Origin of the sequence: Janthinobacterium agaricidamnosum (genome assembly GCF_003667705.1) — a bacterium.
Classification (GTDB): domain Bacteria; phylum Pseudomonadota; class Gammaproteobacteria; order Burkholderiales; family Burkholderiaceae_D; genus Janthinobacterium.
Genome location: NZ_CP033019.1, coordinates 2,000,200 through 2,022,092, shown reverse-complemented (window position 1 = coordinate 2,022,092; position 21,893 = coordinate 2,000,200). Strand labels below are relative to the sequence as shown.

The following is a 21,893-nucleotide window of genomic DNA, read 5'->3' as shown; positions in this document are numbered from 1 at the left end:
AGCTTCTCCCCCTGCATTTCCACACATACTTGATCTGACACAACACGCATAGTCCGCGCAGGCATCAAGGTCAGCTTTTAACCAGTGATCTCAACCGCATGTCCAGCAATCCCCTTGCGCCGCCCGTGCTGCGCCTGACGCTCGCGCGCGATCCGCTCGCCAGCGCCGGCGATTGCCCCGCCGCGCCCGGCTGGCACAGCGAAACCCACGTGCTGTCGAGCGCGCGCGGCATCGGCAGCTGCCGCATCGCCCTCGATATCGGCCCGGCCGACGTGGTGCAGCTGCTGCTGTGCGACGGCAGTTCGCTGCTGGCAGGCAGCCTGGACCTGCCACGCTACCTGGGGCCGGCCACGCTGGCGCGCGACGGCGCGCCCGCCAGCATCGAAGTGGGGCTGGCCCTGCGCCCGCAGGCGGCGCGCCCGCCGCCCGGCGCCAGCCGCGACGGCCTGGGCGCCTGGATGCTGCGGGCCGTGCGCGTGTACCGCTGCGGCGCCGCCGCCATGACGGCGCTGGCGGCGGCCGGCGCCTTCCAGGACCGCCAGCTGGAACAACGGCTGGGCCTGTACCGCTGCGGCATCGAGGCGGGCGGCATGACGGCCGTCGCCAGCCTGCCCGCCGGGCCGGAACCGGTGCTGCTGCTGTTGCACGGCACGGCCTCGTCGACCCAGCGCAGCTTTGCCGGCCTGTGGCGCAACGGCCTGGCGCCGCAACTGGCGGCGCAGTACGGCAACCGCATCTACGGCTATGAGCACCGCAGCCTCAGCGACAGTCCCATCGAGAACGCGCTGGCCCTCGTGCGCCAGTTGCCGCACGGCGCCGTGCTGCACCTGCTGACCCATTCGCGCGGCGGCCTGGTGGGCGAATTGCTGGCCCGGGCGCAGCGCATCGACAGCCGCGGCGCCGTCGACCTGGCCGGCGACGGCCTGGAGCGGTTGAGCGAAAACACGGTGGGCGGCGAAGCGTTCAACAGCCACGATATCGAGCATTTCACGGCGCAGGCGCGGCTGGGCGGACGCGGCGGCTACGACGCGGATGCGGTGCGCCTGCGCGAATTGAGCGTGGAACTCAAAACACGTGCCATCCGCATCGCCCGTTTCGTGCGCGTGGCTTGCCCGTCGCGCGGCACCACCCTGATGTCGGGCCGCCTGGACCGCTGGGCCAGCGTGATGTTCAACCTGCTGCTGCACGGCGGCGTTCCCGACGGCGCCATGGCTTTCCTGCTGGCCGTGGTGCAGCAGCGCTGCGACGCGCGCATCCTGCCGGGACTGGAAGCGATGATGCCCGACTCGCCCCTGGTGGCGCTGCTCAACGCGCCCGACGTGCGCGTGGCCAGTCCGCTGCACGTGCTGGCCGGCGCGTGCAGCGGCGACGGCCTGCTGGGCTGGCTGGGCGACTGCCTCGACGACCAGCTGTACGGCGGGCAGAACGACCTGGTGGTCAATTGCGCCTCGATGGCCGGCGGCGCCACGCGCAGCACGCCCGTGCGGCAACTGCTGCTGCGCGGGCCGCACACGCACCACCTGAACTACTTCGAGCGCGCGCCATCGAGCCAGGCCGCCGTGCAGGCGCTCGCCGGCGACGAGACCGCCTACCAGCCGCTGCCGGGCATCGAGCACGGCCCGCTGGCGCGCGGCGGCGAAGTGCCGAAACGGCGCGCGCACGCGCCCATCGTGCTGCTGCTGCCCGACATCATGGGCAGCCACCTGCAAGTGGGCAGCAACCGCATCTGGTTCGACCCCGTCAATCTGGTCGAAGGGCGCATCGAACGCCTGGCCGTGGGCCAGCCGCACATCGTCAGCGCCGGCTGGCTCGAGTCCTGCTATGAACCGTTCGCCCGCTTTCTCGCGCAAAGCCAGGAAGTGCGGCCCTTTACCTATGACTGGCGCTTGTCGCTGCAGGAGTCGTGCCGCGCCTTCCTGCCCGTGCTCGACGACGCCATGCGCGACGCCGAACAGCGCGGCCAACCGTTGCGCATCGTCGCCCATGGCATGGGTGGACTGGTGGCGCGCCTGGCCCTGAAGGACCGCTGGCAGCGCTTCGGCGCCCTGCCCGGCAGCCGATTGCTGCAGGTGGGCACGGCCAACCGTGGCACGCAGGCGATGGTGCAAGTGCTGCTGGGGCGCGACCGGCTGGTGCAGATGCTGGCCTGCTGGATCGGCTGGAAGCACACGCGGCGCCAGTTTCTCGGCTTCGTGCGCGCCTTTCCCGGCGTGCTCGACATGCTGCCGTGGCCACAGGCGGGCGGCATCGATTATTTCGACGCCGGCGCCTGGGCGCAGCTGGCCGCCGGCGACGCGCAAGCGGGCCTGCCCGGCGGCTGGCAGGCGCCCGAGGCGCCGGCGCTGGCCGCCGCGCGCGCCACCGTGACCCTGCTGGAAGCGGCCCCGCTCGACGCGCGCCATTGCAGCTACCTGGCCGGCTGCGCCGCCACGCCGGTGGCGCTGCGCCTGCGCGACGGCGCCATCGAGACGGCCTGGTCGCCGGACGGCGATGGCCGCACGGCCTGGCTAGGCGCGGTGCCGGACGGCGTGGCGGCCTGCTACCTGCCGGTGGCGCATGGCGACCTGCTGCTGCAAAAGGAATACTACCCGGCCATCGCGCAGCTGCTCGACGGCGGCCAGGGCGCCGCCCTGCCCCGGCACCCGCCGCACGCGCCCGGCGGCGCCCCGCCCCGCTTCCATCCCTACGTGCCCGACGCCACGCCGCTGTACCCGCAGCCGCAGGAATTGCTCGACGCGGCCATCGGCGCCGCCGGCCCCGCCAGCGCGCCAGAAAGCCGCGCGCCGCAGCTGAGCTTATCCGTCATCCACGGCAGCATGGCCTCGGCCGATGCGCCCGTCATGAGCGGCTGCTACGCGTCCGAATCGCTGCGCGGCAGCATGAGTTTTCTCGACCGCCTGCTGGCGGGCAAGCTGCAGGAAATCCACGCGCTCGGGCGCTTCCCGCAGCGTCCCGACTCCGCCCTCGTGGTGCTGCAGCCCGATGCGGCGCGCCGGCCCGGCGGCGCCATCGTCATCGGCCTGGGCGCGCTGGGCGAGCTGACGCCGGGCGAACTGGCGCGCGCCTTTGCCGGCGGCCTGCTCGAATACGCGTGCGTCTGCCTGCAGGTGCGCGCCGCCGGCCATGTGGCCACGCCGCCGATGGGCGAGCACGGCTTGCGCGTGGCCAGCCTGCTGTCCGGTTCCGGCTACGGCGGCTTGAGCATCGCCCTGTGCGCGCGGGCCCTGATCGACGGCGCGCGCAGCGCCAACCGGCGCCTCGAAGACGCGGGCATGACCTGCCGCATCGGCCATATCGCCATCTACGAACAGTCCGAGGCGCGCGCCATCGCCGCCGCCGTGGCCATCGAACAGATCATGGCCGAAGCGCGCTACCAGGGCAGCTTCACGTTCGAGCGGCGTATCCGCCACAGCCCCGGCGGCTACCGGCGCATCCTGCCCAGCCTGAGCGGCGACAACGGCTGGCGCCGCGTGCAGATCGTCGCCGCCGATCTGTCGGGCGCCCTGCGCTTCACCGTGCTGACGGACCGCGCCCACAACAGCGTCGACGAGGAGCCGAACCAGCGGCAAGCCGTCGATGGCCTGATCATGGATGCCACCGACAACACCACCGACCAGCCGGGCCTGTCGCGCGCGCTGTACGAACTGATGCTGCCCAATGGCCTGAAGGCGGCCATCCCCGAGATGCGCGGCCTGATCCTGGCCGTCGACCAGAGCGCCGCCATCTACCCGTGGGAACTGATGCGCGACGAGGCGGGCAGCGAGGAAAGCCCCCTGTCGACGCGCATCGGCATGGTGCGCCAGCTGGCCAGCCTGCGCGAGCAGCCGCCGGCCGTCAGCCCGCCCAGCAACAGCGTGCTGGTGATCGGCGACACCGATTCCGGCCTGCCCGAGCTGCCCGCCGCGCAGGCCGAAGCGCAGGACGTGGCGCGCATGTTCGGCGCGTACGGCTACCAGGTACGCGAGCTGCTGCGCCCGCAGGCGCAGCGCGTGCTGGTGCACCTGTTCGACGAGCGCTATTTCGCCATCCACCTGGCCGGCCATGGCGAAGTGGCCGGCCCCGGCATCGCCCATACGGGCCTGGTGCTGGGACCGAAGACGCGGCTGACGGCGGCGCAGGTGGGGAAATTGAAGCGCGTGCCGCAATTCGTCTTCATCAATTGCTGCCACCTGGGCGACATGCGCCCGGACGCCATCGCGCCGTGGTCGAAACTGGCCGCCAGCCTGGCCACGGCCTTCATTGAAATGGGCTCGCAGGCGGTGATCGCGGCCGGCTGGCGCATCGACGACCAGGCAGCCAGCATCTTCGCGCACAGCTTTTATCACGCCATGCTGAGCGGCGAATACTTCGGCGACGCCGTGCGCCTGGGGCGCGAGGCGGCGTATCTGCAATTTCCCGCCTCGAACACCTGGGGCGCCTACCAGGCGTACGGCGACGACCGCTACCGCTTTCCGAACACGCAGAGCCGGCCCTGGCAAGCGCCCGATTACCACTACCACGGCCATTTGCTGGCCGACCTGGAAACCCTGCACGCGCGCCTGGCGGGCGCCGATCCTGCGCGCCGCGCGGCCATCGAGGAAAAGCTGGGCAGCATCGAGGAAGCCGTGCGCGCGCGCTTCTTCGGCTGCGCCGACATCCGCGAAAACATGGCCGCCACGCGCGCCGGTCTCGGTGGACTGGAGAACACCCTGCGCGCCATCGAACACTACCGGGCGGCGCACAGCGCGGCCGACGGCAAGGTGGGATTGCGCGCGCTCGCGCACTGGGCGGAACTGGAGATACGACAGGGCGCGGCCCTGTGCGGCCTCGATGCGGGTGCCGGCATCGAAGTGCCCGCCGTGCCCGACCCGGCCCAGGGACGCCAGCTGCTGCAGGATGGAAAACAGCATATCGACCTGCTGGTGGCGCTGGCGCCCACGGCGCAGCGCCTGGCCCTGCTGGGACGCTACTGGGCCTTGCAGGCGCGCCTGGCCTGCCGCGAAGGAAACTCCGGCGCATCGGCCCTGCGCGCCATGACGGACGCCTGCCTGGCCGCGCTGGAAGAAGCGCGGCGGCGCAGCGGCGCGGCCGACTGCGACCTGATTTTCCAGGCGCTGGCGGGCGCCCTGCTGCTGAAAGCCCATGGCGACGGCGGCGCCTGGCGCGCGCTCGATCCGCAGCTGGGCGACTTGCTGCACGACGCCATCGCCTATGCGCGCCAGCGCCACGCGGATGAACACCGCGCCATCGACGCCGGCGCCCCCGTGCGCGCCGCCCTGCTGGCGGCCCTGTGGCAGGCGCCGGACGGCCAGTCCTTCGACTCTTCCGCGCGCGCCGCCTTCCTGGCCCTGTACCACGACGCCGTGCGGCGCCACGGCAGCATCGGCGAACCCGAAACGATCACGGCGCCGCTGCGCTTCCTGCTCGAACTGCTGCCGCCCGACAGCCCGGAGACCGGCTTGCGCAGCGCCGTGCAGGCGCTGGCCAGCCAGCTGCAGGCCTCACTGCCCGGCGCGAGCCCTGGCAGCCTTAGCCAGGCACCACCCCGTAATGACGCGCATAGCGCTCGTCCAGATTCGCCAACGGCATCATCATGAACATGTCGGCGCTTTCGAAATCAGGATCCCAGGCCGGCTCGCCGCAAATCCAGGCGCCCGAACGCAGATAGCCCTTGATCAGCGGCGGCACTTGCGGCTTGTGCGCCGCTTCCACCTGGTGGATGGGGAAAGGCAGGTGCGGCGTGACGCGGTACTCGCTTGGGGCCATGTGCTTTTCCGCCAGCGCCTGGTACACGGCGACGGCGTTGTGGCCGCCATCGGCCAGGCTGATGCTGGCGCAGCCGACCAGGTAGTCGCAGCGCTCGCGGCGCATGTACTCGGCCAGGCCCGACCACAGCAGCATGATCACGCTGCCGCCCCGGTATTTCGGGTGGATGCAGGCGCGGCCCGCTTCGACCATGCGACCGCGCAGGTTCTTCAGGCGGCTCAGGTCGAACTCGTTTTCCGCATACAGGCGGCCGATCTTGGCCGCCTTGGCCGCGCTCAGCACGCGGTAGGTGCCCACCACTTTCAGGGTGTCGGCGTCGCGCACGATCAGGTGATCGCAGTGCGCGTCGAATTCATCGCTGTCGAGGCCATCGGCGTTGGCCAGCGACGTCAATCCCATCGTCTCGATAAACACCTTGTAACGCAAACGCTGGACTTCGCGCAATTCCGCCGCCGTGGAGGCCTGGCTCAGCACCAGCTGGACCGGCCGGGCCTTGGCTTCGTTTGATGCGATTATGTTTTGCATGGTTTCATCCCCCTGTGATCAAGACGACTCCAGCGTACTTGCCTAATATGTCAGGAAAATGACAGCCGAATGTCATTTCCATGACGCAAGGCAATGCCATGCGGGGATCGTGCATAATTACCACACTCGCCCGGCCGAAAGAGCCCATGACAGACACCGACGCCGTCCACATCACGCCCTACACCAAGCCTGCCGCCGGCTGGGACGCCTTGAAAAACGCGGCCATCAGCCTGCGCCAGGAGCGCGTCGCGCCCGGGAATCTGAAGGCGCTGCTGGCGCAAAACCAGCCGGACGGTTTCGATTGCCCCGGCTGCGCCTGGCCCGACCGCCACCACGCGTCCACGTTCGCCATTTGCGAAAACGGCGCCAAGGCCGTCGCCGCCAAGGCGGCCGATATCGCCATGCTGTGTTTTAAGGATGGCGACATGATCGATTTGATAGGCGCCTGGGACGATGGCGTGGCACGCCGGGCCGATGGTTTCCGGCTGGTCGCCTATGACATCCCGCGCGGCTGCCTGGGCGCCTACTACCCGGAGACGAATGCGCTGGTGCCGCTGGCCAGCACGGCCGACGGCGCCGGCACGCCGACGTCGAAGTCCGTGCCGGTGCTGTTTAGATGCTGATGCCTGGCGTGTAGTCCACGTACGCGTCCTGACGGCAGAAACCCACCAGCTTCATGCCGGCCTGCGTGGCGATGGAAATGGCCAGCGAACTGGGGGCGGAAATCGTCGCCAGCAAGGGTATCTGCATGCGCGCCGCCTTGCGCGCCAGCTCGTAGCTGCCACGGCTGGACAGGAAGACGAAGCCGCGCCGCATGTCGATATCGTGCAGCGCCAGGTAGCCAATCAGCTTGTCGAGACCATTGTGCCGGCCGACATCCTCGAACACGTGCACGATGTCGCCGTCGGGCGTGCACCACGCGGCCGCGTGCACGCCGCCCGTTTCCCGCATCAGCGCCTGGTGCTCGCGCAAGCCGGCCGATGCGCGCGCCAGCGCGGCGGGCAAGTCGACGCGGATCAGGGACGGCGGCAGCGCCGCGGGCCGCAAATCGAGCATGTCGATGCTGTCGATGCCGCACACGCCGCAGCCCGTGCGGCCCGTCAGCTGGCGGCGCCGGTCCTTCAGGCGCACGAAATCCTCCTGCGCGATGCTCAAGGACACTTCGGCGGAATCGGGACGCAGCAACACTTCGCAATCGAAGATGGCGGCAGCCGATGCCACCACGCCTTCCGTCAGCGCGAAACCGTAGGCAAACGCTTCCAGGTCGCGCGGGGTGGCCATCATGACGACGTGGGAAATGCCATTGAAGACCAGCGCGACGGGGATTTCCTCGGCGACGTGGTCGATGGCATCGGTGAACTGGCCCGCGCGATGGCGGACGATGGCGCGCTCGACGAAGCCGGCGCGTTCGATCTCTGTATCTTCTGACATGGCAACCATGGGGGAACTATCACAGGCCCCATGGTAAACCAGAACAGCCAGGCAGGGGGCGGCCCCTGCCCGCGCCATCAATCCTTCTTCGGACGACCCGTTTTCAGCTGCGGCAAACCGGCCAGCACGTTTTGCAGCGTGGCCAGGTCGATCTGGCTGATCAGCGCCACGCCGATGCGCAGCAATTCGCTTTTCTTGATCTCGAATCCGGCCTTCAGGCAGGCTTTCTTGACTTGGCCCAGGACTTCGTATTCCGCTTCGGGCATGGTGAAGCTGTCACGCACCAGTTTCGGCTTGCGGGCTTTTTCCTTGACGGCGGCGACCTTGGCGACCGGTGCTTTTTTCGCTGGCGCAGGCTTGGCGGCGGCCTTGGCAGCCGGTTTGACGGCGGTTTTCGCTGCCGGCTTGGCGGCGGGCTTTGCAGCAACCTTGGCCGCTGGCTTGGCAACGGTTTTTACTGCCGTCTTGGCGGCAGGCTTGACAGCGGCCTTGGCGACAGGTTTGGCAACGGGCTTGGCCACGACGGCCTTGGCCGCCGGCTTGGCGGCGGCGAGCTTGGCGGCAGCCGGTTTCGCTGCCGCCGGCTTCGCAGCGGCCGGTTTGGCGGCCACTGGCTTGACGGCGGCCTTGGCCACCGGCTTGGCTGCCGGCTTCGCGGCGGGCTTCACTGCAGGCTTGGCGGCCGGTGCGGCCTTGGCCGCTGCCGCGTTGATCGATGCGCTGGTCGGGAACATCGATACGGGCGCGCTGTCGGCCTTTTTCGCTGGGGTGGTTTTGGTCATGGATTCTCCAATCTAGTAAATAATATAAACAATATATACTGTTTTTTGAAATCTTGCTTGCTGCACATCAAGTCATGCGCATGCCATGACCTTCTAGGCGCTGGCGCGGATGGTGAAATCGACCCCGACCTCATCCCAGAATTCCTGCTCCTTCTCGATCCAGAACGACACGGTGGGATGGTGCGCCACCCAGCCGCGCTTGATGTCGAGTTCGATGCGGCTCTTCATGCGCAGGCGCAGTTCGCTGAAATCGGCCTCGATGCGCGCATGCATGAGCAGAATCGACAGGCGCAGCGCCAGCACGGCCTTGGCGAAATCGGGGTCGGACAGCACTTCGCCGATCTTGCGCAAGTTGCCCTTCTGCGCCAGGATCAGCCGGCTCATGGTCTTCTGTTCGCGCGTGGTAAAACCGGGCAAGTCCGCATTTTCCACGATATAGGATGCATGCTTGTGATAACCCGTCTGCGACACGGCCAGACCCACCTCGTGCAGCAGGCTGCTCCAGCGCAGGCATTTCACGAGGGCATCGGACGTGGGCTTGAGCTGCGCGTACATGGCCAGCGCCTGCTCGGCCACCCGGCCGGCGCGCTGCTGGTCGATATGGAATTTCTCCATGCAGCCCTGCACCGACTGTTCGCGGCGGTCGCGCTTGGTCGAACGCAGGTACAGGTCCCACATCACGCCCATGCGCAAACCCGCCTCGATCGGCGTCATGGCGGGAATGGCCAATTCGCGGAACAAGCCGATCAGGATGGCCAGGCCGCCGACGATGGTGCTGGCGCGGTCGGGGCGCAAGCCCGGCATGTCGATGCGGCTGGTGTGACCGAGTTCGATGAAGCGGCGCGCCAGCGCATCGAGGCTGACGCTGGTGAGCAAGCCGTCACCGAGCTTGTTGCGGGCGATGATGTCGGCGATGGTGCGGATGGTGCCGGAAGAGCCGTAAGCCGTCTTCCAGTGCTGCGGATGGTACGGCGGCGCGGCATCCTCGAAATGGCTGCGCGCCGAGAGGATGGCCGCCTCGAACGACGGCGCATCGATGCGTCCGCCGATGAAGAACGACAGGCTTTGCTTGACCGTGCCCAGGCTGAAGGATTCGACGCGTTCGATATCGTTGCCGCGCCCCAGTATCAGTTCGGTCGAACCGCCGCCGATATCCATCACCAGCCGGCGTTCACCGGGAATGGCCAGCGCATTGGCCACGCCCATGTAGATCAATCGCCCCTCTTCCTCGCCCGAGATGATTTCGATCGGGTAGCCGATGGCTTGCTCGGCCAGCGGCAGGAAGACGGCGCCGTTGCGCGCCACGCGCATGGCCGACGTGGCCACCACGCGCACGGCATCGAGTTCGAAGCCGGCGAGAATGGCGCGAAAGCGCTGCAGGCAGGCCAGTGCGCCCTGCATGGCCGCTTCGGTCAGGTCGCCATTGGCGTCCAGGCCGGCGGCCAGGCGTATCGGATCGCGCACGCTCTTGACCACGCGGATGGTGTCGCCATCATGCTTGCCGACGTGTAAACGAAAACTGTTGGACCCCAGGTCCACCGCTGCATACATACTGGCCTCTTGTCTTGTCATGACTGTGCCAACTGAAAAAGTTGGCAAATTCAGTTGCTAAACTATATAAATCATTTAAACGATTTAAAAATCCTACCACACTACCCTCATCGTATGACAGCGGCGTGACAGGATTGTGACAAAACGGCAGCCGTGCGGCAGCTTATGGGACGATGGTGGTAAACAGGTACACGGCGAAAATCACCAGGTGCACCGTGCCCTGCATGACCGTGGTGCGGCCCGTGCCCAGCGACAGGGTAGCGACCATCAGCGACAGCAGCAACAGCACCGTCGACTTGATATCGAGGCCCAGCGTAATGGTCAGGCCCGTGGCCAGCGACACCACCACCACGGCCGGTATCGTCAGGCCGATGCTGGCCAGCGCGGAGCCGAGCGCCAGGTTCAAGCTCGTTTGCAGGCGGTTCGCGCGCGCGGCGCGCACGGCAGCCAGGCCTTCGGGCAGCAGCACGATGGCGGCGATGACGATGCCGACCAGGGTTTTCGGCGCGCCCATGGCGGCAATGGCCGTCTCCAGCGCGGGCGCCAGCGACTTGGCCAGCAGCACCACGGCGCCCAGACACACCAGCAGCGCACCGGCACTGACCCAGGCGACGGTGGGCGTGGGCGGCGCCGCATGCACCTCTTCATCGCCGACGGCTTCCTTGGGCAGGAAGTAATCGCGGTGGCGCACCGTCTGCACCAGCACGAAAGTGCCGTACAGGACCAGCGAGATGACGGCGATGAAAATGAGCTGGCTGGAGTTGTAGTACGGGCCGGCGGCGCTCGACGTGTAGTTCGGCAGCACCAGCGTCAAAATGGCGATGGCCGCCAGGGTGGCCAGCGGCGCGCTCACGCCCAGCAGGCCGAAGGTCTGCTCGCGGTGGCGCCCGGCGCCCAGCAGCAGGCAGATGCCGACGATGCCGTTCAAAATGATCATGATGGCGGCAAACACGGTGTCGCGCGCCAGCCCCGTCGTTTCCGGTCCGCCAGCCAGCATCAGCGAGACGATCAGCGCCACCTCGATCAGCGTCACGGCCAGCGCCAGCACGAGGGTGCCATACGGTTCGCCGATGCGGTGCGCGACCACTTCCGCGTGGTACACGGCGGCCAGCACGCTGCCGATCAGGCCAGCCACCAGCAGGATCTGATAGGCGCCGCCGAGATTGAGGGTGGAACCGAACAGGAACAGCCAGCCGGCAAGCGGGGCGGCAAGCGGCCATACAGGCAGGGATTTGAGCATTTTCATTATGGGCCTGGCAAGAGTAAAAAAAGAGGGGCGCGGTGCGGACGGCAAAGGACAGCCTGGCGTGCATGCCACAGCATAACTTGCCTAGCTTAAATGCAAGTTAGGGAATACACATCTCGAGTGACGGCGACCCGCGCCTGACCCGCCTTTCAATCACCTTGCAACAGTGCACCTGCTTGCTACCAGTAACTATAGTCCCTTTGGTAACATGCCGTTGCAATTTTCTTGTCTTTTTGCTTGCTGCCGCCGTCATAATGCAGGGTCCGCCTTCCGGGCACCGACCAAGGACAAACCATGATTTCCATAAACAGCACAGCCATGCGCGCGTTCTTCTTCGCGGGCAGCCTGCTGTGCGCCGCCGCGCACGCGGACACACCGCCGGCGCAGGCAGCGCAGGTTGACGCCAACTGGGCCACCGCGCCCGCGCCTGCCCCGGAGGCACGCTGGCAAGACAGCCTGCCGCCCGCGCCGCCCGTGGCGCCACGCGAAGAAAAGATACTGCCCAAGAGCGAATGGCTCAGCGTCGAGCCGATGAAGGCGCCTGACCGGCGCTGCGATCCGGGCCTCGATGCGCTGTTCTTGCCCAAAGAATGCGGCAAGGAACCCAGCTGGCTGGGCTCGCGCAAAAAATAATCCGGTTTAGATATGGCTATGTCACCGTCAAATGTGGGAACTCGCCCAGTGTTGCCTTCAATAATGTTTCTGGGGAGCGGATGCGCCCGGCGTCGAGTATCCAGCGCCAGCCCAGGTAATTCGGCAGGTAGCGCGTCGCCACGCCGTGAAAGGGGCCTAGCCATGCCCGCAGGCGGCTGTGATACGCGTTGACGTTCTGCACGTGGGCGGCGCCCTGCACGCGGATGCCGGCGCGCACATTGACGGCCTGGTGGCTGATTCCCGCTTCCTTGGCAAAGGCGCGATAGGCGGCATGGCCATCGGTGAGCAACAGGATATCCTTGTCGATCATGGGCAACAAATAATGGCGCACTTGCGCCTTCGTCAGTGCTCCTTTTCCGGTGACGAAATCGAGGGTCTGCCCCGTGCGGTCGCGCGCCACCAGGATGCAGACCTGCTCACTGGAAATGCCGCGCTTGTGGGCATGGCCGCCACGGCGGCGCGCCGGACGCGTCAGATGCCGCGCGCCCTTTTCTGACTCCAGCACATACAGCTCGTCCGCTTCGGCGATGCCATGCAGGCAATGGGGCCGGTCCGTCTTGGCCAGGCTTAAAAACCGGTGGCGCCAGCGAAAGGCGGTGTTGCGGTGCACGCCCAGCTGGCCTGCCGCCTTGCGCACGGAAGCCGATTCGAGCAGGCAGTCGGCGTAGTCGAGCCACAAGGTCTTGTGGCGCAAGCGCGCCAGCGGCGTGCCGGTGAGCGCATTGAAGGTGCGCCCGCACGGCACGCAACGGTAGCGCTGCAGTCCGTGCGCATGACCGTGCCGATGCGCATGGCTGCTGTTGCAGGCGGGACAGTGTAACCGCTGCCGGGCCACGCTTTCGATCAGTGCCACGGCGGCGTTCTGCGATCCTGCCCCGCGCAGCAGAGCAGTGCTCGCCAAACGCTGGCGACGGCTCAGTGCGGCGAACTGGGCGATGAAGGTTTTCCATTCGGCTGACTGCATGAAAGGCTCCCGTTTGTCTGATATGTACAGTCAGACAGCCGGGGCTGGGGAAGATTCCTGAACTTCCCCTACTTAGCGGGAACAGAGCCTTAGATATCGAGGGTGCTGGCGCCCTGCGCTTCCACCACCCTGTTGCGGCCCGCCTGCTTGGCCGCCTGCAGCGCCTCATCGGCCCGCTTGAACAGGCTGACGGTGCTGTCTTCGGCGCGGATGGTGGTCACGCCCAGGCTGGCCGTCAGCTGCAGCACGGCACGCTCCGTCTTGACGGGCAGCGCTTCGACGGCGGCGCGGATGCGTTCGGCCACCATCAGCGCATCGGCCAGAGTCGTGCGCGGCAGCTGGATGGCGAATTCGGCGCCGCCCAGGCGGCCCATCAGGTCGCTGTCGCGCAGCTGCTGGCGGCAGGTGTCGACGATGGTTTTGAGCACCGCGTCGCCGACCGGATGGCCGTAGCTGTCGTTGACTCTTTTAAAATGGTCGATATTGAGCACCACCAGCGCCGTCGGCAAGCCGGGCCGGCGCGCCAGCGCCATCCACGGCGCCAGCGCCTGGTAAAAGCCGCGCCGGTTCGGCACGCCCGTGGCCGCGTCGAGCACTTCCAGGCGCGCCAGCTCGCCGCCCAGTTTTTCACGCGACAGCAGCAGATAGCCGAAGGCGTTCGTCAGCATCATCAGGTACAGGGCGCCGAAGCCGGCCAGCTGCATCAGCTCCGCATCGAAACCGGGAACGGTGGCGGCAAGCACGCCGCGCGCGGCGATCAGCAAGGACAGCACGCCCATGCTGACGACGAGGAAGCGGCGCAGCATGCTCGCCTCGCGCCATTTCAGGCACAGGGCGGCCACGCCGGCGAGGAAAAAGCCGGCCACGATGAGCGAGCCGCCGGCGCTGCGCAGCAGCGGCGCCACGTCGAACAGGTAGCAGGCGGCAAACAGGGCCACCGACAGGCCCAGCGCCGGCAAGACATAACGTCGCCAGCCGCCGCGCCCGGCCGCCTGCCACAGCGCGCCCGCATCGAGCGCCATGCCGGCAAACAGCAGGCTGTTGCCGAGCAGGATGGAGAGGAAATCGGGCAGCACGCCGCGGAAATACAGCAGGCACCAGGCGATGGCCTGGCATTGCTTGGCCACCGCCCAGGTGGACATGCTGAGCGACTTTTTGCGCTCGTATTCGAAGAAAAACAGGGCCGCGCACAGGCTCAGGTTGCCGAGCGCCAGGGCCAGTACCAGGGTCTTGATATCCATGGGCTACGCCATCGCCGCGAATCCGCGGCACGCTGTGTCAGATTTCGTGTTCGACATTGGTGCTGCCGTCGCCGATCTTGCTGGCCCACGCCTGCACGAAATACTGCTTTTCCACGTCGCTGGGCGCTTCGTGCCAGAACACGATGAGGGTGCCCTTGTGGTCGTGGATCTGCGCCACTTTTTCAATGAAGCCGACATTGCCGGCCTGGTCCGCCAGCGCCGCCGCGTAGCCGTACACGCGCGTCAGCCGCTCGATGCGGTCAGGCTCCGTAAAACTGTTCGTCGCCGTAATGATGGGGTGATCCAAAAACATGCTTGTCTCCATGGTGCCCGACTGCGCGGCCGTGCCGCCGCGCGCCGTATATCTGCATATACGCATGCTCGGCGCGGATTAATCGGGTATGCTCACGGGAGCTTATCAGATTTCTCTGAATGCAACAAAGCATCTTCCCCAGTCCACTCAGCGAAGTCGTCCCATGCCGGAACACAGAAGCACCACCCCACTTGCCCCGCAGGTGCATACCTGTGGCGACCGGCGCCGCCTGGAATTCCAGCCCGGCATGATCCAGAGCGAAATGCTGCTGTCGCGCCCCGACCATCTGCTGCTGCGCTATGCGCGCGCCATGATGTGCTTTACCCTGTTCGTGCCGCGCCCGCGGCACATCCTGATGGTGGGCCTGGGCGGCGGTTCGCTGCTGAAATTCTGCCACCGCCACCTGCCCGACACGCGCATCACGGTACTGGAATTGCGCGCCGACGTGATCGCCCTGCGCGAGCAGTTCATGCTGCCGCCCGACGACGCGCGCCTGCGCATCATCGAGACGGATGCCGTCAGCTATATCCGCCAGCATCCGGGCTGCGCCGATGTGCTGCTGCTCGACGGCTACGACGAAACGGGCTTGCCGCCCGCCCTCGGCAGCGCGCGCTTCTATGCGGACTGCCTGCGCGCCCTGTTGCCCGGCGGCGTGCTGGCGGCCAACCTGTTCAGTTACGACGAGCACTATCCCGCCATGCTGGCGCGCCTGATGCTCACCTTCCGCGGCGCCGTCTGTCACTTCGACGGCATCGCCGGCAACAACCGCATCATCTTCGCCGCCAAGCCTGAGCAAGGCCAAGGCGCCGACGGCCGCGCCGTGCGCGTCGTGCGCCTGGTGCGCTGGCGCCGCGTATGCGGCCTGGCTTTCCTGAACCGGCTGCTGCCGGCATGGCAACTGTGGCGTTTGCGCCGGCAATCAGGCGCACGCGACAACTGATAGTCGTCCGCCATGGCCATCTATATTGTTGCTTATTAGCAGCGATCTGGTACAAAATTCGCATGATGGATGTGGTTTATGACAAACTACGGCCTGCGCGGGCCGGCAGGTGCTGCCGAGCAATTGTGTCCATGAAGTGAGATAGGAAAAACCATGCTGCGTGGCCGCCTGCCATTGTCGATTTCCGCCGCGGCCGCGCTGACCTTCGCCTGCGGCGTCAGCGTGACGGCCGTGCTGTTCGCCGCCATCAGCCAGCTCGAATACGACAAGATGAGCCTGAGCCTGCAGCAACGCGCCGGCGCCAGGGTGGCCGCCATCGAGCAGGGACTCGACGACGCGGTCGAGGTGCTGACCACGACGAACCAGCTGTTTGCCGCCGTCGTGCCCGTCACGCGCGAACAGTTCCACGACTTCACCACGCCGCTGCTGCAGCGCCACCCGTTCATCCAGGCCTTCAATTTCCACCGCATCGTGCCGCATGCGCAGCGCGCGGCATTCGAAGCCGAGCTGCGGCGCATCGTGCCCGACTACGCCATGATGGAAATGCGCGACGGCGTCATCGTGCCCGCGACGACGCGGGCCAGCTACATGGTGGTCGACTATCTCGAACCCTTGCAGGGCAACCGCCCCGCCTTCGGCCTGAACGTCAGCCCGAGCGGCATGCTGGCGCGCGCGCTGGAACAATCGATCATCAGCGGCCAGACCACCGCCACAGGCCTGCTGACCCTGGCGCAGGGACCGCAGCAGGGCTTCGTCATCGTACGGCCCGTGTACCGCCACGGCGTGCCCCTGCAAACGGTGCAGCAGCGGCGCGCGGCGCTGATCGGCGATACGGCGGCCATCGTGCGCGCTGGCGAACTGGTGCAGAAAATCCTCGCCGGCGCCGACCTGCTGGGCGACCCGCAGCTCGAACTGAGCGTCTATGCCGACGCCGGCGCCGACCCGCGCCAGTTGATCTTCCGGCACGGCCAGGCGCCTGCCGACGAAGCGGGCGTCACCTGGGAGGTGCTGCCGCGCTGGCTGCACTTTGCCTACCACAGCCATTATGACCGTGCCTTTTTTTCCGCCGGCCGGCCCTGGCACGTGCGCGTGGTGGCCCATCCGCGGCCCTTCCTGGCCGACCACTTGGGCTCGCTGTTCACCGTGATCATGGGCTTGCTGTTCAGCTTGCTGACGGCCGCCTTCGTGCAATCGCTGACGCAGCGCTCGCGCCGCGTGCAGCTGCTGGTGGAGCAGCGCACTGCCGACCTCAAGCGCAGCAACGAGCTGCTCAGCGCCGACGTGCGCGCGCGCCAGCGCACGGAGCGCGCCCTGCAGGAAAGCGAAAAGCGCTTCCGCCGCCTGCTGGCCTTGTCCTCGGACTGGTACTGGGAGCAGGACGCCAACTTCTGCTTCACCCACATCACCAGCGGCTTCACGGACAAGTCGAACATGCCGCTGGAACGCTTCATCGGCATGACGCGCTGGGACAACAACCCGGAGATGCGCAATTCGCGCTGGGGCAAGCAGCATATCGCCAATCTGGAAGCCCACCTGCCCTTTTCCAACCTCGAATATGCGATGCACGACCGCAATGGCCAGCTGCGCTGGTTCAGCGTCAATGGCGAACCGCTGTTCAACGAGTTCGGCGAATTTCGCGGCTACCGGGGCACGGGTTCCGAAATTACGGAACGCAAGCTGGCCGAGCAGCAAATCCAGCACATCGCCCACCACGACGTGCTGACGGGCTTGCCCAACCGCGCCCTGCTGCGCGACCGCCTGGCGCAAGCGATGGCCCTGTCGCGCCGCAAGAACCGCGCGCTGTGGGTGCTGTTGATCGACCTCGACCGCTTCAAGTTCGTCAACGACAGCCTCGGCCACAAGGCCGGCGACCTGCTGCTGAAAACCATCGCCACGCGCCTGCAGGCCAGCCTGCGCGAAACCGATACGGTGGCGCGCCTGTCGGGCGACGAATTCGTCGCCATCCTGTGCGAACAGGCCGACGAAGCGCTCAGCGCCGCCATCGTGCAGCGCGTGATGGATGCCGTGGCCCAGCCGGTATTGCTGGATGGCAAGGAATTCTTCGTCACCTGCAGCATCGGCGTAGCCGTCTACGACATGTCGCGCCACGACGCTCCCGGCGACGTGACCCTGAATGGCGAGACGCAGAACCTGATCGAGCAGGCCGACATCGCCATGTACTGCGCCAAGAAACAGGGCCGCAACAACATCAAGTTCTACACGACGGCCATGAACCAGGCCACCCTGGAGCGCCTGCGCATCGAGACGGCGCTGCGCAACGCCCTGGAGCGCGAACAGTTCGTGCTGCATTACCAGCCGCAGCTGGACCTGGCCAGCGGGCGCATCGTCGGCGTGGAAGCGCTGCTGCGCTGGCAGCATCCGGACCTGGGCATGGTGGCGCCGCAGCGCTTCATCGCGCTGGCGGAAGATACGGGCCTGATCGTGCCGATCGGCGCCTGGGTCATGCGCGAGGCGTGCGCGCAGGTGAAACGCTGGCATGCGGCGGGGCTGGACCCGCTGCGCCTGGCCGTGAACCTGTCGGCGCGCCAGTTCAACGAGCCGAACCTGGTCGCCTCGATCGCCGAAGTGCTGCTGGAAACGGGCCTGCCGCCCGCCTGCCTGGAACTGGAACTGACGGAAAGCCTGTTCATGCACGACGTGGCGCTGGCCGTCAGCCAGCTGCACGACATGAAGGCGCTGGGAGTGCAGCTGTCGATCGACGACTTCGGCACCGGCTATTCCAGCTTCGCCTACCTGCGCACCTTCCCCATCGACGTGCTGAAGATCGACCGCAGTTTCGTCGGCGACGTGGCGCGCGACGCGGACGACGCAGCCATCGTCGTCTCCATCATCGCCCTGGCGCACAATCTGAAACTGCGCGTGGTGGCCGAAGGCGTGGAAACGGCCGAGCAGCTGGACTACCTGCGTCAGCACGGCTGCGACGAGGCGCAAGGCTATTACTTCAGTCACCCGCTGCCTGCGCACGAGGTGGAACTGCTGCTGCGGGCCGAAACGAAGGAAGCGAACGCCGCGGCCTGACGCGCGTGCGCGCAGGCTAGCCGGCCGGCAGCCTGGCGAGCAGCGCCAGTTCCTCCCAGTCGTCAGCAAGACCGGCTGCCGCCAGAAACTCCGCCACGCCCTCGCTGGCGTCGATGTCGGGCGCGCTGCCCGGCTCGGCCCACAGGTTGTCGCATTCGGTGCAAACGACCACCTCCTGCCCCGTCTTTCTGACTTTCGCAAGGATCAGGTCGCCGTATTCGCCGCAGGTGGGACACTGCATGCCCGTATCCTTCATGCCCGGCCTACAGCTTGTGCTGCAGGAATTCGAGAAAGCAGCTGATGCGCTGCGCCAGCTGCGTGTTGCGGTAGTAGACGGCATGGATCTGCTGGCGGTAGCCCGTGTAGAACGGCTGCAGCACTTTCACCAGGCGGCCGGCGGCGATATCGTCCTTCGTCATGAAGTCGGACAGGCAGACGATGCCCTGGTCGTGCAGGGCCAGCTGGCGCAGGGTTTCGCCGCTGGAGGCGGCCAGCGCGGGCACGATCTGCAGGCTGTTGCCCGCTGCGTGGCGCAGCGGCCAGTTATTCCCCAGGTCGTACTGGGCAAAGCCCAGCAGCGCATGGCCGGCCAGCGCTTCCGGCGTGGCCGGTTCGCCGTGGCGCGCCAGATAGGCGGGCGTGGCCAGCACGTGCAGCGGACTGGCAGTCAGGGCGCGCGCATGCAGGGTCGAGTCGACCAGGGCGCCGATGCGGATGGCGATATCGGTGCGGTGCTCGAGCAGGTCGGCGATCTGGTCGTTGCTGGTCAGCTCCAGGCGGATCTCCGGATACATGGCGCGAAATTCGGCCACGTGGGGCACCACGCAGTGGAGCATGAAGGGCGAGGCGGCATCGACGGACAGCCGGCCGGCCGGCTTCTGGCGGCGGATGCGGATCGACTCTTCCACGTCTTCCATCGAGGCGAGGATGGCGCGCGCCTTGTCGAGGAACAGCTGTCCCTCTTCCGTCAGCTCCATGCGCCGCGTGGTGCGCGTCAGCAGCGAGGTGGCCAGCTTGTCTTCGAGCCGCGACAGCGCGCGGCTGACGCCGGAGGTGGTTTGTCCCAGGTGCACGGCGGCCGCGCTCAGGGTGCCGCTGTCGATGACGGTGACGAAGATTTTCAGGTCGTCCGAGTTGATGTCCATTCTTGCCCTTGTTTCACAGATCAGGGCATTATAATGGATTGCAGGCAATAGTCAGCGAGGGTGGCCCGGCTGCGCGCTACGTCAGGCAACGTAGAACAAAATGGCGATAAAGTGGCAACTGCTGCCAGCCAGCACGAACAGGTGCCAGATGCCGTGGCCATGGCGCAGCTTGTGATCGGTGGCATAGAAAGCGATACCGCCCGTGTAGCACAGCCCGCCCGCCACCAGCCACAGGAAACCGTTCCACTCGAGCGCCGCCAGCAGCGGCTTGATGCCGATGACGATCAGCCAGCCCATGGCCACGTAAATCACCAGCGACAGGATGCGCGCGCCTTTCGCATACACATATTCCTGCACGATGCCAAACAGCGCCAAGCCCCAGACGACACCGAACAGCGACCAGCCCCAGGGACCGCGCAGGGTCACCAGCATGAAGGGCGTGTAGGTGCCCGCGATGAGCAGGTAGATGGCGCAATGGTCGAGCCGCTGCAGCACGGCCTTGGCCTTGCCGCGCACGCTGTGGTACAGGGTGGAAGTGAGGTACAGGGTCAGCAGCATGGCCGCATACACGCTGCAGCTGACGATTTTCCAGGGGTCGCCCGTGCGGGCCGCCGCGACGATCAGGATGACGCCGCCGATGGCCGCCAGCGCGGCGCCCACCGTATGGGAAATGCTGTTGAACCGTTCACCGTGGTACATGCTTAACACCGCTTTGCTAAGACGCAACAGACACCCGGGGTCAGACCCGTCGGGACTCGGCGTCCCCGTCTGACCCCAGCCTTCCGCTGCGAGCGGTCAATCAAGCCGCTTCCGCCTTCTTGCGCGCGGGACGGCGCGCCGGGGTCTTGCGCGGCGCCTTGGCCGGCTTGTCTTCCGCCACGACAGCCACGTCCACCGGCGCCAGCTCAATCACCGGCGCCGCTTCCGCCACGGCTTCAGCCGCCTTTTTGGCCGGCTTCTTCGCCGCTGCCGTCTTGCGCGCCGGCGTGCGCGGCTTGGCCTTCGGCTTCGCTTCGGCGGCCGCTTCCACGATCGCTTCGGCTACCGGTTCAGGCACGGGCGCAGGCATGGCTTCCGCCACCACCACCTCGACCACCTCGACGCGCGCTTCACGGCCGCCATCGCCGTTCTTGCGGCCGCCACGGCCATTGCGGCGCGAACCGCGCTTGGCGTTGCCCTCTTCCGCTACGACCTCGACTGCGGCTTCGGCCACTTCATGCACGATCTCCGGCTGCGGCGCGGGCGCATACTGCTCGACGGCCGTTTCCACGTCGGCCACCGGCACAAAAGCCTGTGGCGCGGACTCGCCGCGGCGCTGCTCGTTCTGCTTGCGGCCGCCACGGCCATTGCGGCGCGAATCGCGGCGGCTGCCGCCATCGCGGTGATTGCCCTCTTCCGCCGTCGCGCCGGCTTCGCCGCTGGCGATGACGTCACTGGCGACTTCCCCGTTCACGGGCGCAGCGACAGGCACCAGGCCGCTGCTGCGGTAGACATAGGCGCCCGATTTCTCGTCGCGGCCGAATTCCAGCAAGCCGCGCGTCTGCGCTTCTTCCAGCAGGTTGCCGAAGGTGCGGAAACCGTAATACGATTCGCTGAAGTCCGGCTTGCGGCGCTTGATCGCTTCCTTCAGCATCGAGGCCCAGATCTTGCCGCTGTCGCCGCGCTCCGAGACCAGCGCGTCGAAGGTGGCGACGGCCATTTCGATCGCTTCCGTCTTGCGCGACTCGTATTTTTCCTTGCGGCGCACTTCCTCGTCGGGCGAGCGCTTGGCCGCCGGAGTTTCGCGCGCGTCGCGCTTGGCGGCCGTGCGGCGGCTCTCGCGCACCAGGTCATCGTAGAAAATGAATTCGTCGCAGTTGGCCACCAGCAGGTCCGACGTCGACTGCTTGACGCCCACGCCGATCACCTGCTTGGCGTTTTCGCGCAGTTTCGACACCAGCGGCGAAAAATCGGAATCGCCGCTGATGATGACGAAGGTGTTCACGTGGGCCTTGGTGTAGCACAGGTCCAGTGCATCGACGACGAGGCGGATGTCGGCCGAATTCTTGCCGGACTGGCGCACGTGGGGAATTTCGATCAGTTCGAAGTTCGCCTCATGCATGGTGCCCTTGAAACTTTTATAACGGTCCCAGTCGCAATATGCCTTCTTGACAACGATGCTGCCCTTGAGCAGCAAGCGTTCGAGGATGGGCTTGATATCGAATTTTTCGTAATTTGCATCTCGCACGCCGAGCGCGACGTTCTCGAAGTCGCAAAACACGGCCATGCTGAGGTTTTCTGGGGATGACGCCATAAGGGTGAATTCTCGCTGATGATA

The 21,893-nt window shown here is 66.7% G+C and carries 17 protein-coding genes; 5 read left to right on the top strand and 12 right to left on the bottom strand.

What is annotated here, in order from left to right; all coding sequences use genetic code 11:
- Window positions 1-98 precede the first annotated feature (98 nt).
- Window positions 99-5,576 carry a CHAT domain-containing protein gene (locus D9M09_RS09320; protein ID WP_121669132.1) on the top strand — a complete coding sequence of 1,826 codons (5,478 nt, stop codon included), beginning with the start codon at window positions 99-101 and terminating at the stop codon, window positions 5,574-5,576.
- Here the strand turns inward: D9M09_RS09320 and D9M09_RS09315 are convergent.
- Entirely contained in the window at window positions 5,509-6,270 is a 762-nt protein-coding gene (locus tag D9M09_RS09315; protein ID WP_070219538.1) for a GNAT family N-acetyltransferase, read from the bottom strand. The genes D9M09_RS09320 and D9M09_RS09315 overlap by 68 nt on opposite strands.
- Before the next feature lie 146 nt (window positions 6,271-6,416).
- Here D9M09_RS09315 and D9M09_RS29585 point away from each other — a divergent pair, with 146 nt between their 5' ends.
- The gene (locus D9M09_RS29585; RefSeq protein ID WP_121669131.1) at window positions 6,417-6,893 is read left to right on the top strand and encodes a hypothetical protein; all 477 of its coding nucleotides are present in this window, start codon (window positions 6,417-6,419) and stop codon (window positions 6,891-6,893) included.
- On the opposite strand, the gene fdhD is transcribed toward D9M09_RS29585, so the two are convergent.
- The 4 genes from fdhD to D9M09_RS09290 form a co-directional block, all read right to left on the bottom strand.
- Window positions 6,883-7,701 carry a formate dehydrogenase accessory sulfurtransferase FdhD gene (gene fdhD / locus D9M09_RS09305; protein WP_162995617.1) on the bottom strand — a complete coding sequence of 273 codons (819 nt, stop codon included), beginning with the start codon at window positions 7,699-7,701 and terminating at the stop codon, window positions 6,883-6,885. The two genes, D9M09_RS29585 and fdhD, sit on opposite strands and share 11 nt — an antisense overlap.
- 77 nt (window positions 7,702-7,778) lie before the next feature.
- Window positions 7,779-8,483, bottom strand: a complete 705-nt coding sequence (locus D9M09_RS09300) for a hypothetical protein (RefSeq protein ID WP_240453596.1) — start codon at window positions 8,481-8,483, stop codon at window positions 7,779-7,781.
- A 93-nt stretch (window positions 8,484-8,576) separates the two neighbouring features.
- Window positions 8,577-10,034 (bottom strand): Ppx/GppA phosphatase family protein, encoded by a 1,458-nt coding sequence (locus D9M09_RS09295; RefSeq protein WP_070219545.1) that lies wholly within the window; start codon window positions 10,032-10,034, stop codon window positions 8,577-8,579.
- 163 nt (window positions 10,035-10,197) lie between these two features.
- Window positions 10,198-11,280 carry a calcium:proton antiporter gene (locus D9M09_RS09290; protein ID WP_121669129.1) on the bottom strand — a complete coding sequence of 361 codons (1,083 nt, stop codon included), beginning with the start codon at window positions 11,278-11,280 and terminating at the stop codon, window positions 10,198-10,200.
- Between the two features lie 294 nt (window positions 11,281-11,574).
- Here D9M09_RS09290 and D9M09_RS09285 point away from each other — a divergent pair, with 294 nt between their 5' ends.
- On the top strand, window positions 11,575-11,913 hold the full coding sequence (locus D9M09_RS09285) for a hypothetical protein (RefSeq protein ID WP_121669128.1): 339 nt from the start codon (window positions 11,575-11,577) through the stop codon (window positions 11,911-11,913).
- A gap of 16 nt (window positions 11,914-11,929) precedes the next feature.
- Here the strand turns inward: D9M09_RS09285 and D9M09_RS09280 are convergent, their stop codons facing one another.
- The 3 genes from D9M09_RS09280 to D9M09_RS09270 form a co-directional block, all read right to left on the bottom strand.
- Complete coding sequence (locus tag D9M09_RS09280) at window positions 11,930-12,898, bottom strand: IS1595 family transposase (RefSeq protein WP_121669127.1); 969 nt, start codon at window positions 12,896-12,898, stop codon at window positions 11,930-11,932.
- Between the two features lie 89 nt (window positions 12,899-12,987).
- Complete coding sequence (locus D9M09_RS09275; protein ID WP_070222978.1) at window positions 12,988-14,139, bottom strand: GGDEF domain-containing protein; 1,152 nt, start codon at window positions 14,137-14,139, stop codon at window positions 12,988-12,990.
- A 37-nt stretch (window positions 14,140-14,176) separates the two neighbouring features.
- Entirely contained in the window at window positions 14,177-14,452 is a 276-nt protein-coding gene (locus tag D9M09_RS09270) for a hypothetical protein (RefSeq protein ID WP_070222980.1), read from the bottom strand.
- A gap of 163 nt (window positions 14,453-14,615) precedes the next feature.
- On the opposite strand from D9M09_RS09270, the gene D9M09_RS09265 reads away from it, so the two are divergent.
- Window positions 14,616-15,392 carry a transferase spermidine synthase gene (locus tag D9M09_RS09265; RefSeq protein ID WP_070222982.1) on the top strand — a complete coding sequence of 259 codons (777 nt, stop codon included), beginning with the start codon at window positions 14,616-14,618 and terminating at the stop codon, window positions 15,390-15,392.
- A 153-nt stretch (window positions 15,393-15,545) separates the two neighbouring features.
- Entirely contained in the window at window positions 15,546-18,431 is a 2,886-nt protein-coding gene (locus tag D9M09_RS09260) for a bifunctional diguanylate cyclase/phosphodiesterase (protein WP_121669126.1), read from the top strand.
- Between the two features lie 16 nt (window positions 18,432-18,447).
- Here D9M09_RS09260 and D9M09_RS09255 read toward each other — a convergent pair whose 3' ends face one another.
- The 4 genes from D9M09_RS09255 to D9M09_RS09240 all read right to left on the bottom strand — a co-directional run bounded on the left by D9M09_RS09255 (window position 18,448) and on the right by D9M09_RS09240 (window position 21,869).
- Window positions 18,448-18,672 carry a hypothetical protein gene (locus D9M09_RS09255; RefSeq protein ID WP_070289679.1) on the bottom strand — a complete coding sequence of 75 codons (225 nt, stop codon included), beginning with the start codon at window positions 18,670-18,672 and terminating at the stop codon, window positions 18,448-18,450.
- Window positions 18,673-18,694: 22 nt separating this feature from the next.
- The gene (locus tag D9M09_RS09250) at window positions 18,695-19,576 is read right to left on the bottom strand and encodes a LysR family transcriptional regulator (RefSeq protein WP_070222987.1); all 882 of its coding nucleotides are present in this window, start codon (window positions 19,574-19,576) and stop codon (window positions 18,695-18,697) included.
- Between the two features lie 81 nt (window positions 19,577-19,657).
- Window positions 19,658-20,275 (bottom strand): PAQR family membrane homeostasis protein TrhA, encoded by a 618-nt coding sequence (gene trhA, locus D9M09_RS09245; protein ID WP_070222989.1) that lies wholly within the window; start codon window positions 20,273-20,275, stop codon window positions 19,658-19,660.
- A 100-nt stretch (window positions 20,276-20,375) separates the two neighbouring features.
- Complete coding sequence (locus D9M09_RS09240; RefSeq protein WP_121669124.1) at window positions 20,376-21,869, bottom strand: NYN domain-containing protein; 1,494 nt, start codon at window positions 21,867-21,869, stop codon at window positions 20,376-20,378.
- Window positions 21,870-21,893 lie beyond the last annotated feature (24 nt).

Coding starts and splice junctions, on each gene's coding strand:
- D9M09_RS29585 (WP_121669131.1), top strand. CDS start 6,417: ATGACAGACACCGACGCCGTCCACATCACGCCCTACACCAAGCCTGCC.
- D9M09_RS09255 (WP_070289679.1), bottom strand. CDS start 18,672: ATGCAGTGTCCCACCTGCGGCGAATACGGCGACCTGATCCTTGCGAAA.
- D9M09_RS09260 (WP_121669126.1), top strand. CDS start 15,546: ATGCTGCGTGGCCGCCTGCCATTGTCGATTTCCGCCGCGGCCGCGCTG.
- D9M09_RS09290 (WP_121669129.1), bottom strand. CDS start 11,280: ATGAAAATGCTCAAATCCCTGCCTGTATGGCCGCTTGCCGCCCCGCTT.
- D9M09_RS09240 (WP_121669124.1), bottom strand. CDS start 21,869: ATGGCGTCATCCCCAGAAAACCTCAGCATGGCCGTGTTTTGCGACTTC.
- fdhD (WP_162995617.1), bottom strand. CDS start 7,701: ATGTCAGAAGATACAGAGATCGAACGCGCCGGCTTCGTCGAGCGCGCC.
- trhA (WP_070222989.1), bottom strand. CDS start 20,275: ATGTACCACGGTGAACGGTTCAACAGCATTTCCCATACGGTGGGCGCC.
- D9M09_RS09285 (WP_121669128.1), top strand. CDS start 11,575: ATGATTTCCATAAACAGCACAGCCATGCGCGCGTTCTTCTTCGCGGGC.
- D9M09_RS09275 (WP_070222978.1), bottom strand. CDS start 14,139: ATGGATATCAAGACCCTGGTACTGGCCCTGGCGCTCGGCAACCTGAGC.
- D9M09_RS09280 (WP_121669127.1), bottom strand. CDS start 12,898: ATGCAGTCAGCCGAATGGAAAACCTTCATCGCCCAGTTCGCCGCACTG.
- D9M09_RS09265 (WP_070222982.1), top strand. CDS start 14,616: ATGCCGGAACACAGAAGCACCACCCCACTTGCCCCGCAGGTGCATACC.
- D9M09_RS09315 (WP_070219538.1), bottom strand. CDS start 6,270: ATGCAAAACATAATCGCATCAAACGAAGCCAAGGCCCGGCCGGTCCAG.
- D9M09_RS09250 (WP_070222987.1), bottom strand. CDS start 19,576: ATGGACATCAACTCGGACGACCTGAAAATCTTCGTCACCGTCATCGAC.
- D9M09_RS09270 (WP_070222980.1), bottom strand. CDS start 14,452: ATGTTTTTGGATCACCCCATCATTACGGCGACGAACAGTTTTACGGAG.
- D9M09_RS09300 (WP_240453596.1), bottom strand. CDS start 8,483: ATGACCAAAACCACCCCAGCGAAAAAGGCCGACAGCGCGCCCGTATCG.
- D9M09_RS09295 (WP_070219545.1), bottom strand. CDS start 10,034: ATGTATGCAGCGGTGGACCTGGGGTCCAACAGTTTTCGTTTACACGTC.
- D9M09_RS09320 (WP_121669132.1), top strand. CDS start 99: ATGTCCAGCAATCCCCTTGCGCCGCCCGTGCTGCGCCTGACGCTCGCG.